We start from the raw sequence: 9,105 nt of genomic DNA on the forward strand, positions 1-9,105 counted from the left end.
TTCGTTTTATAATAAAGTTAGGATAGTCAGATGAGGTTGGGCCTCTCTTCGTTTTTGAAGGGAGGGATAAGTCTATGAGTGATTATGAAGTAATCATGCTCCTGTTACAAGTAATGGCTATTGTCATTGCTTTTGGGGCTTTAATAGCGCTTATTTGTCTAGGAAAAGACAAATAGCCCTTCGTTATCTTAGATGATTCGATAACTGAAAGGCCATTTCTCAAGCTTTTTGTTTTCAGAGATGAGCCTGACGTTACGACTCGTCTGACTATCTACCTATATTATAGGGGTAAAGATTTATATCGTCAAATTGAGATAAATCTTATAAATATCAATATAGGTAAATCCTATATACTAAATTATTAATCATAGGCACAGCCTTATTTGCATAGTATACTTATGCTAATAAGGCTGTGCTTATTTATTTTAAAAAAGTTGAGAGAGGGTACTATGTTACGTAAAAGTTTGATTATGATGGCGCTAGCAACTGCTTTCACCATGAATATAAGTGCTGTACAGATTGAAGTGTCAACAGGACAGCCACCTGTTCCAGGCGCAGATGCGAGTATTCCTGCCAATGCGTATGAAAATTATCGGACCGGTAGTTGGAGTAATATAGGGGCTAGTGATGTTATAAAATTACATTCTGAATCTGAAAAGCGTATGGAAATGTATATAACTGACTGGGGATTAACACGAGATGAAGTCAATCAGATAGCAAGCGATTCTGAAAAGATGATGGACTTGCTTGTTAATCAGTCTGCTGTTGTGTTGTTGCATGATGATCGTAATAACATCCGAGCATCTGTTCCTGCACTTCTGTTAACTAGTAAATACTATCCAAATCGGAATGATGGTGAACGTGTTTCTATTGTAAGAGAGAATTCCATATTTTTTGCAATCGGTACGAAACAGAATTATGATGATGTATTAGGCAAACTAAAGTCAGAGAGAAAAGGGGCATTTATATATCCTAGCATCTCACATGGTAAATGGGCTATTGATACAGAGTCTTTCGGTGAGAATACGCCTGCTATGGTTGCTGTAGTTGGTTTAAATAATCAATCAAATTAGGAATATATGATTGGGCTTAGCTACAAAAATCAGCCCGTTACCGACAAACTCGAGCGCGTTATGAGTAATTATGTGATTCCATCAATTCGTTCTTTAGATGATTTGGATCATTATAGTGAAAGCATCAACTGGGATAACCTCATGTATCGTATTCCTAAAGGGCTCAAACTAATAGCACAGAAATCGTTAAAGGACTCTGTCGAAATGAGAGATTATAGTGGATTAGGTATGCGACTTATTGTGGCAAAGAAGCCTGTAAAAGTAGATGATAAATATATTTATTCCTTTATTAACGAAATTGCGGAGATAAAGCCAGAAAGCCAAATTATAGGTGCTGCACCTATTCAATCAGCATCTGTTTGGAATAATGGTATTCCCAGTCTTTTAGTAGATAACTATCAACCAGGAAAAACGTCTTTAATGCATCGATTCTTACGGGATGATAAGAATGTATATATTATGAGTTTAGTTTATATGGATGGAGCTGTACCATATTCTCATATTCAGTTGCGTAATACGGTAGAATATTCTGACTTTGCAAATGTGGAAATATTGAGGAATAAAGTAATTCGCATTCAAAGTCAAGAAAGAATGTAATACAGTTGTGCATTAAGTCTGTAAATCCCGCATCTGAATTGGATAAGTTATATCGAGAACGGCCTAGTTTTGTTAAGGTGGTGGAGCTTGCGAATTATTCACAGTCTATAGTTGTATTGATTCATGAAGGGGATAAGAATATTCGATTGTCCGTATCAAATGTTAGTTTACGTGGTGATGTTGTAGAGTCCTCATCTGGAAAATAAGGGCCCTTGTTTTCTGAAAATTGATATAGTTAAAGTGCACCTTTATGCGTTAAACATAGAGGTGTACTTTTCTTTTTTGACTAAAATTAATTCTAATATATTATAGCGCATGGACATAGAGTTAAATTTAAAGAAGTCCCGTATAACTATAAGCTTTATGAAAAAAATGATGAATTTGCTTATTGTTTTATGCTAAAATGAAGTTAATTATACAGGGGTTGGCGACTTATAGATTATAGATACTATTTAAATAGCAAATTTTTGCAATAAAAAATCTCAATTCCGAAGAATTGAGAGTAGGTGCCCTACGTCGGGCGGCCCGAAGGCATTGTAAATAAATTTGTATTTGAACTCGTAATGTAATTCTGTAAACCTCCAAAACTAATTGGATTACTTATAGTATAGTTAAGCTTTTGATGAATGTCAATTATTAATTTCCGAAGGAGAGCGCTTATGGAAATGCAAGCATCGAACCAACTTATTTCAAGTCATTTGAAAGATTATCCGATTAAAGATTATTTTGTGGGACTAGATATTGGCACAAACTCAGTGGGTTGGGCGGTAACAAATAAGTCATATGAGCTACTAAAATTTCGCTCTCATAAAATGTGGGGCAGCCGTTTGTTTGATGAAGGTGAATCCGCTGTAGCACGTCGTGGATTCCGTTCTATGCGTCGTCGATTGGAACGTCGTAAATTACGACTAAAATTATTAGAAGAATTATTTGCTGATGCTATGGCGCAGGTGGATCCAACATTCTTTATGCGCCTTCGTGAAAGTAAATACCACTATGAAGATAAAACGACAGGTCATAGCTCAAAGCATATTCTATTTATTAACGAGGACTATACTGATCAAGATTATTTCAAAGCGTATCCTACTATTTATCATTTGCGTGCAGAGTTAATGAAAGATGGTACTGATGATATTCGTAAGTTATTCTTGGCAGTACACCATATTTTAAAGTACCGTGGTAACTTCCTCTATGAAGGGGCTTCATTTGATTCAAATGCTTCAACGCTTGATGATGTTCTTAAACAAGCTTTAAAAAATATCATCTTCAATTGTTTTGATTCTACTGCTGCAATTGGTTCTATCGGTCAAATCCTTATGGAGCCAGGTAAAACAAAATCTGACAAAGCAAAGGCCATAGAACGTCTTGTTGATACATATATAATTACTGATGAAGTGGATACTTCTGGTAAAACTCAAAAAGAACAGGTCAAGGAGGATAAAAAAAGACTTAAATCATTTGCTAATTTGGTGTTAGGTTTATCTGCGAGCCTTACTGACTTATTCGGCTCTGTAGAGGATTTAGATGAAGATCTTAAAAAGTTACAAATTATAGGGGATACATATGATGAGAGACGTGATGACCTAGCTAAAGCTTGGGGAGAGGAGATTCATAGTATTGATGATTGTAAATCTGTATATGATGCTATTATCCTCATGTCTATTAAAGAACCTGGCCTTACTATTTCTGAGTCTAAGGTACAAGCTTACAACAAACACAAAGATGATTTAGTTCTGCTTAAATCTTTATTAAAGGCTGATAGAAAGCTCTATAATGCGATGTTTAAGACTGATGAAAAAGGTCTACATAACTATGTGCATTATATTAAACAAGGCCGTACAGAGGAAACTAGTTGTAACCGTGAAGATTTTTATAAATACACTAAGAAAATAGTAGAGGGATTATCTGATTCTAAGGATAAAGAGTATATTCTTAGTCAAATTGAGCTACAAACATTATTACCATTACAACGGATTAAAGACAATGGCGTTATTCCTTATCAATTACATTTGGAGGAACTCAAGACTATTCTTGATAAATGTAAATCCAAATTCCCATTCCTAAATGAAGTTGCTGATGGATATTCTGTAGCAGAGAAACTTATTAAACTGCTTGAATTCCGTATTCCATACTATGTAGGGCCTTTAAATACACATCATAATGTGAATAATGGCGGGTTCGCTTGGGCTGTTCGTAAAGCCTCTGGTCAGGTTACACCATGGAATTTTGAAGATAAAATTGATAGAGAAAAATCAGCAGCAGCTTTCATCAAAAACCTTACGAATAAATGCACTTATTTGTTAGGTGAAGATGTGCTGCCTAAATCATCTCTTTTATATAGTGAGTTCATGTTGCTCAACGAACTAAATAATGTGCGTATTGATGGGAAGCCATTAGAGACAAAGGTAAAAGCGCATCTTATTGAGGCCGTGTTTAAGCAAGACCATAAGAAAATGACCAAAAATCGGATAGAGCAGTTTTTAAAAGATAACGGTTATATCTCAAACCCTCATAAACCTGAGATTACAGGTCTAGATGGGGAAATTAAAAATGATCTAACATCTTATCGTGATATGGTTCGTATCCTTGGCGATGGTTTTGATACATCTATGGCTGAAGAGATTATTACGGATATTACTATCTTTGGTGAAAGTAAGAAAATGTTACGTGAAACGTTGCGTAATAAATTTTCTTCTCGCCTTGATGATGAGGTTATCAAAAAGTTTGCCAAATTACGATATCGAGATTGGGGCCGTCTTTCTAAGAAATTACTAAATGGTATCGATGGCTGTGATAAGGCTGGAGACGGTACTTCTGTAACCATTATTGAAGCAATGCGTGATTTTAGTTATAACTTGATGGAACTATTAGGCGATAAATTCTCATTTATGGAACGTATTCAAGAGATAAATGATAAATTAACAGAAGACCAAGTAGTAGAACCTCATGATATTATTGATGAACTGGCACTTTCACCAGCTGTTAAGCGTGCAGTATGGCAGGCATTACGCATTGTAGACGAGGTTATACATATTAAAAAAGCCTTGCCATCTCGCATTTTTGTTGAAGTCGCACGAACAAATAAAGCAGAGAAAAAGAAAAAGGACTCCCGTCAAAAACGATTATCTGATTTATATGCGGCTATAAAACACGATGATTCCTTGGTAGAAGCTCTTAATGGACAAAAATTTAATACATTAAAATCTGACTTGTCAGGATGTGATGATGCGGCGCTAAGAAGTAAAAAACTCTATTTGTATTACACACAAATGGGGCGTTGTGCTTATACTGGTGAAGTTATAGATATAAGTCAGTTAAATACAGATAATTATGATATCGACCATATTTATCCTCGTAGCCTTACTAAAGATGATAGTTTTGATAACTTAGTGTTATGTAAACGAACTGCAAATGCTCAGAAATCAGATATATATCCAATTGGTGAAGGAATTCAAAAGACACAAAAGCCATTCTGGAAATTCCTAAAACAACAAGGTCTGATTAGTGAGCGAAAATATGCGCGTCTTACACGTATTGCACCTCTTACAGAAGATGATTTAAGTGGTTTTATTGCTCGTCAATTAGTTGAAACTAATCAATCAGTTAAGGCAGCTACAACATTACTGCGTCGTCTTTACCCAGGTGTTGATGTAGTCTTTGTAAAGGCTGAAAATGTAACAGACTTCCGTCACGATAATAACTTTATCAAAGTTCGCTCATTGAATCATCACCATCATGCTAAAGATGCTTATTTAAATATTGTTGTTGGTAATGTATATCATGAAAGATTTACTCGTAACTTCCGTGCATTCTTTAAAAAGAATGGAGCTAATCGTACATATAACTTAGCGAAGATGTTCAATTATGATGTAAATTGCACAAATGCTAAAGATGGAAAAGCTTGGGATGTAAAAACAAGCATGGATACTGTTAAGAAAATGATGGATAGCAACGATGTTCGAGTGACGAAACGTTTATTAGAACAAACCGGTGCATTAGCTGATGCAACTGTATATAAAGCTACTGTTGCAGGGAAAGCTAAAGATGGTGTTTATATAGGGATGAAAACCAAGTCTAGTGTGTTTGCAGATGTTTCTAAGTATGGTGGCATGACAAAAATTAAGAATGCCTATTCTATTATTGCTCAATATACAGGTAAAAAAGGCGAAGTGATTAAGGAAATCGTGCCATTACCAATTTATTTAACAAATCGAAATACAACTGATCAAGATTTAATTAACTATGTAGCATCTATTACTCCACAAGCAAAAGACATTTCTATCATTTATAGAAAACTGTGCATTAATCAATTAGTTAAGGTTAATGGATTCTATTACTATTTGGGTGGGAAAACTAATAGTAACTTCTGTATTGATAATGCGATTCAAGTCATTGTTTCAAATGAATGGATTCCATACCTCAAAGTGCTTGAGAAGTTTAATAATATGAGAAAAGATAATAAGGATTTGAAGTCAAATGTTGTATCAACAAGAGCTCTTGATAATAAGCATACGATAGAGGTTAGAATCGTAGAAGAGAAAAATATAGAGTTCTTTGATTACTTGGTAAGTAAACTTAAAATGCCTATATATCAAAAGATGAAAGGGAATAAAGCAGCTGAACTATCAGAAAAGGGATATGGTTTATTTAAAAAAATGTCTTTAGAAGAACAGAGTATTCATTTGATAGAGCTTTTAAACTTATTAACAAATCAAAAAACTACTTTTGAAGTTAAGCCTTTAGGAATAACAGCATCTAGATCAACTGTGGGGAGTAAAATAAGTAATCAAGATGAATTTAAAGTTATCAATGAATCCATTACAGGATTATATTCTAATGAAGTAACTATAGTTTAAAACGAGTGTGTTAGTATTAGGGGTTATTATGAGTTGGCGTACGGTAGTCATAAGTAGTCGTTCTAAGTTAGATTTTAAAATGAATTACATGATTATTCGCAAAGACTTTGAGACGACTAAGGTGTATATTGATGAAATATATATGCTGATTGTTGAATCTACGGCGGTGAGCCTCACCGCCGTACTACTAAACGAGTTGATTAAGAAAAAAGTGGCTATTGTGTTTTGTGATGAGAAACGGAATCCAGCTAGTGAGGTTCTTCCATTACATGGTAGTCATAATAGTAGTAAACGATGTCGTGAACAGGCTGAATGGTCTAAAGAGTTGCAAGCTTCTATATGGACAGAAATTGTACGACGTAAGATTATGAATCAAGCAGAGCTATTACAGCATCAGGAGTTAGTTGAAGCAGATTTACTATACCAATATCTTGATGAGTTGACTCTAAATGATGAAACTCAACGTGAGGGGCATGCTGCAAAAGTATATTTTAATGCTTTGTTTGGAAAATCATTTTCTCGCGAACAGGATAATGCTATTAATGCAGCACTGAATTATGGATATGCGATATTGCTTTCTGCGGTAAATCGAGAGATTTTATCGTTAGGTTATATTACTCAGCTAGGTCTTAATCACTGTAATCAATTTAATCCGTATAATTTAGGCTCTGATTTGATGGAGCCGTTGAGAGGCTTTGTTGATGCGGTTGTTATCAAGTCGATACCTACAGAATTTAATCGAGATGTTAAATTGTCACTTATAGAATTACTATCTGAAGATGTAAAAATTAATGATACTGTTCAGACATTTAGTGCTGCTATTCGCATTTACTGTAAAAGTGTATTTGATGCATTGCGGAATCAAGATGCTTCAGAGATTAGGTTTATAGAATATGAGCTATAGATTTATGAGAATACTAGTGATGTTTGATCTACCGACATTGACTTCGGAAGATAGAAAAGAATATAGGAATTTTAGAAAGTATTTAATTGTATCAGGATTCCTCATGTTACAAGAATCTGTGTACTCAAAATTAGTTCTTAATACAACTAGTGCCAACATTATAATGGACCATGTACGTAAAAATAAGCCACCTAGTGGTAGCTTGTTTATGTTAACTGTTACAGAAAAACAGTTTTCAAGAATGGAGATTGTAGTAGGAGATAAGCAAAGTGAGATTATAGACTCAACGGAGAGGGTGCTTATGATATGAAATTGATGTATCAAGATTCTACGTTAGACTTTGAAGTATCTAGTGATAAGGTAACGGTTATATCATTTGAGAATTGTAAAGTATTTCGACGTATGGTCACAGAGCTTGATATACAATGCGATGGAGGGGAAGGCCCCTGGATTTTAAATGATAGTAATAAGGCGTTTAATTTAGATAAATATGGACATATAATACTTAATCCATTATATGTAGATATAAATAGTAAAGCCTTATTAACCAAATTACAAAATCAACTATCTAAAGAAGCCTTGTTGATGACAGAAGAGGTGGCAGATATTGTAAATCGTCTTCATGCTTTTTATTATTCTTTAGAATTTGGATATCCTTTATCAATCCAACATAAACTTGAAATTGGTACTGCTGAACTTATTAAGCTAGGTAGCTTTAACTTTGAGTTTAATCGTACAGGGGATATCATGGATCTTATGTCCTATATAGAAGTGGTTGATACATTATTATCTCCCATGTTATATATTATGGTAAATCTAGATTTAGTTTTAAATGATGATGAGATTAATGCGTTTTATCAAAACATGTTGAGTAGACAATTACGATTAGTTTGTTTAACGACAGGATCTTTTGATAAAGAAAATCTTGATAAAAGCCTTATTAATGGGTATATTTTAGATAATGATTTCTGTGTTATTTAAGGAGGATACAGAATTACACCTGGTGGTAGCCCGAGTTACTCTTGAGCCTCAAATTTAATTTGGGGTTTGAGAGTAGTGTAATTCTGTAAACCTCTAAAACTCCTAACAACTCCGTGAGTGCTAAGGTATAGTTTGAGAGTAGTGTAATTCTGTAAACCTCTAAAACTAACAATGTTAACCAACCTATATGAATATAGTTTGAGAGTAGTGTAATTCTGTAAACCTCTAAAACACGTATGTCAATCCATAATCCTGACCCGTGGTTTGAGAGTAGTGTAATTCTGTAAACCTCTAAAACGCTCATGTCTATGGCAATGACAAGAGAACTGTTTGAGAGTAGTGTAATTCTGTAAACCTCTAAAACTGACATTATGGTGTGTGATGAATCACATAGGTTTGAGAGTAGTGTAATTCTGTAAACCTCTAAAACAATATCCCCTACCGTACAAGCGATTGCATCGTTTGAGAGTAGTGTAATTCTGTAAACCTCTAAAACTGCAACAGCCGTGTTAGTTGAAATGGCTTTGTTTGAGAGTAGTGTAATTCTGTAAACCTCTAAAACGTTGGTATGGTTCCAGCGGAAGTTGACCGTGTTTGAGAGTAGTGTAATTCTGTAAACCTCTAAAACCCATGTGCTATTGGTATATGGCAATGCATGGTTTGAGAGTAGTGTAATTCTGTAAACCTCTAAAAC

5 protein-coding genes, 1 pseudogene and 1 CRISPR repeat array are annotated in these 9,105 nt (G+C 34.5%); all 6 genes and pseudogenes read left to right on the plus strand.

The features are described from left to right. Positions 1–449 precede the first annotated feature (449 nt). Positions 450–1,670 (plus strand): annotated as a pseudogene (locus tag Q7O55_RS09300) (hypothetical protein). A gap of 5 nt (positions 1,671–1,675) precedes the next feature. Next, positions 1,676–1,876 carry a hypothetical protein gene (locus tag Q7O55_RS04355; RefSeq protein ID WP_303928719.1) on the plus strand — a complete coding sequence of 67 codons (201 nt, stop codon included), beginning with the start codon at positions 1,676–1,678 and terminating at the stop codon, positions 1,874–1,876. 453 nt (positions 1,877–2,329) lie between these two features. After that, on the plus strand, positions 2,330–6,526 hold the full coding sequence (cas9, locus tag Q7O55_RS04360; RefSeq protein ID WP_303928720.1) for a type II CRISPR RNA-guided endonuclease Cas9: 4,197 nt from the start codon (positions 2,330–2,332) through the stop codon (positions 6,524–6,526). 28 nt (positions 6,527–6,554) lie between these two features. Then, entirely contained in the window at positions 6,555–7,430 is an 876-nt protein-coding gene (gene cas1, locus Q7O55_RS04365) for a type II CRISPR-associated endonuclease Cas1 (RefSeq protein WP_303928721.1), read from the plus strand. 4 nt (positions 7,431–7,434) lie between these two features. Then, the gene (cas2, locus tag Q7O55_RS04370) at positions 7,435–7,740 is read left to right on the plus strand and encodes a CRISPR-associated endonuclease Cas2 (RefSeq protein ID WP_303928722.1); all 306 of its coding nucleotides are present in this window, start codon (positions 7,435–7,437) and stop codon (positions 7,738–7,740) included. After that, on the plus strand, positions 7,737–8,411 hold the full coding sequence (gene csn2, locus Q7O55_RS04375; RefSeq protein ID WP_303928724.1) for a type II-A CRISPR-associated protein Csn2: 675 nt from the start codon (positions 7,737–7,739) through the stop codon (positions 8,409–8,411). Before cas2 ends, csn2 begins: the two co-directional genes overlap by 4 nt. Before the next feature lie 64 nt (positions 8,412–8,475). After that, positions 8,476–9,104: a CRISPR direct-repeat array (repeat unit 35 nt; unit sequence GTTTGAGAGTAGTGTAATTCTGTAAACCTCTAAAA). The last annotated feature ends 1 nt before the right edge of the window (position 9,105 follow it).

Origin of the sequence: Veillonella parvula, from assembly GCF_945949885.1 — a bacterium.
GTDB classification, from domain to species: domain Bacteria; phylum Bacillota; class Negativicutes; order Veillonellales; family Veillonellaceae; genus Veillonella; species Veillonella parvula_B.

Excerpts from the sequence above, each read along its gene's own strand:
- csn2 (WP_303928724.1), top strand. The coding sequence starts at position 7,737 with ATGAAATTGATGTATCAAGATTCTACGTTAGACTTTGAAGTATCTAGT.
- cas9 (WP_303928720.1), top strand. The coding sequence starts at position 2,330 with ATGGAAATGCAAGCATCGAACCAACTTATTTCAAGTCATTTGAAAGAT.
- cas2 (WP_303928722.1), top strand. The coding sequence starts at position 7,435 with ATGAGAATACTAGTGATGTTTGATCTACCGACATTGACTTCGGAAGAT.
- cas1 (WP_303928721.1), top strand. The coding sequence starts at position 6,555 with ATGAGTTGGCGTACGGTAGTCATAAGTAGTCGTTCTAAGTTAGATTTT.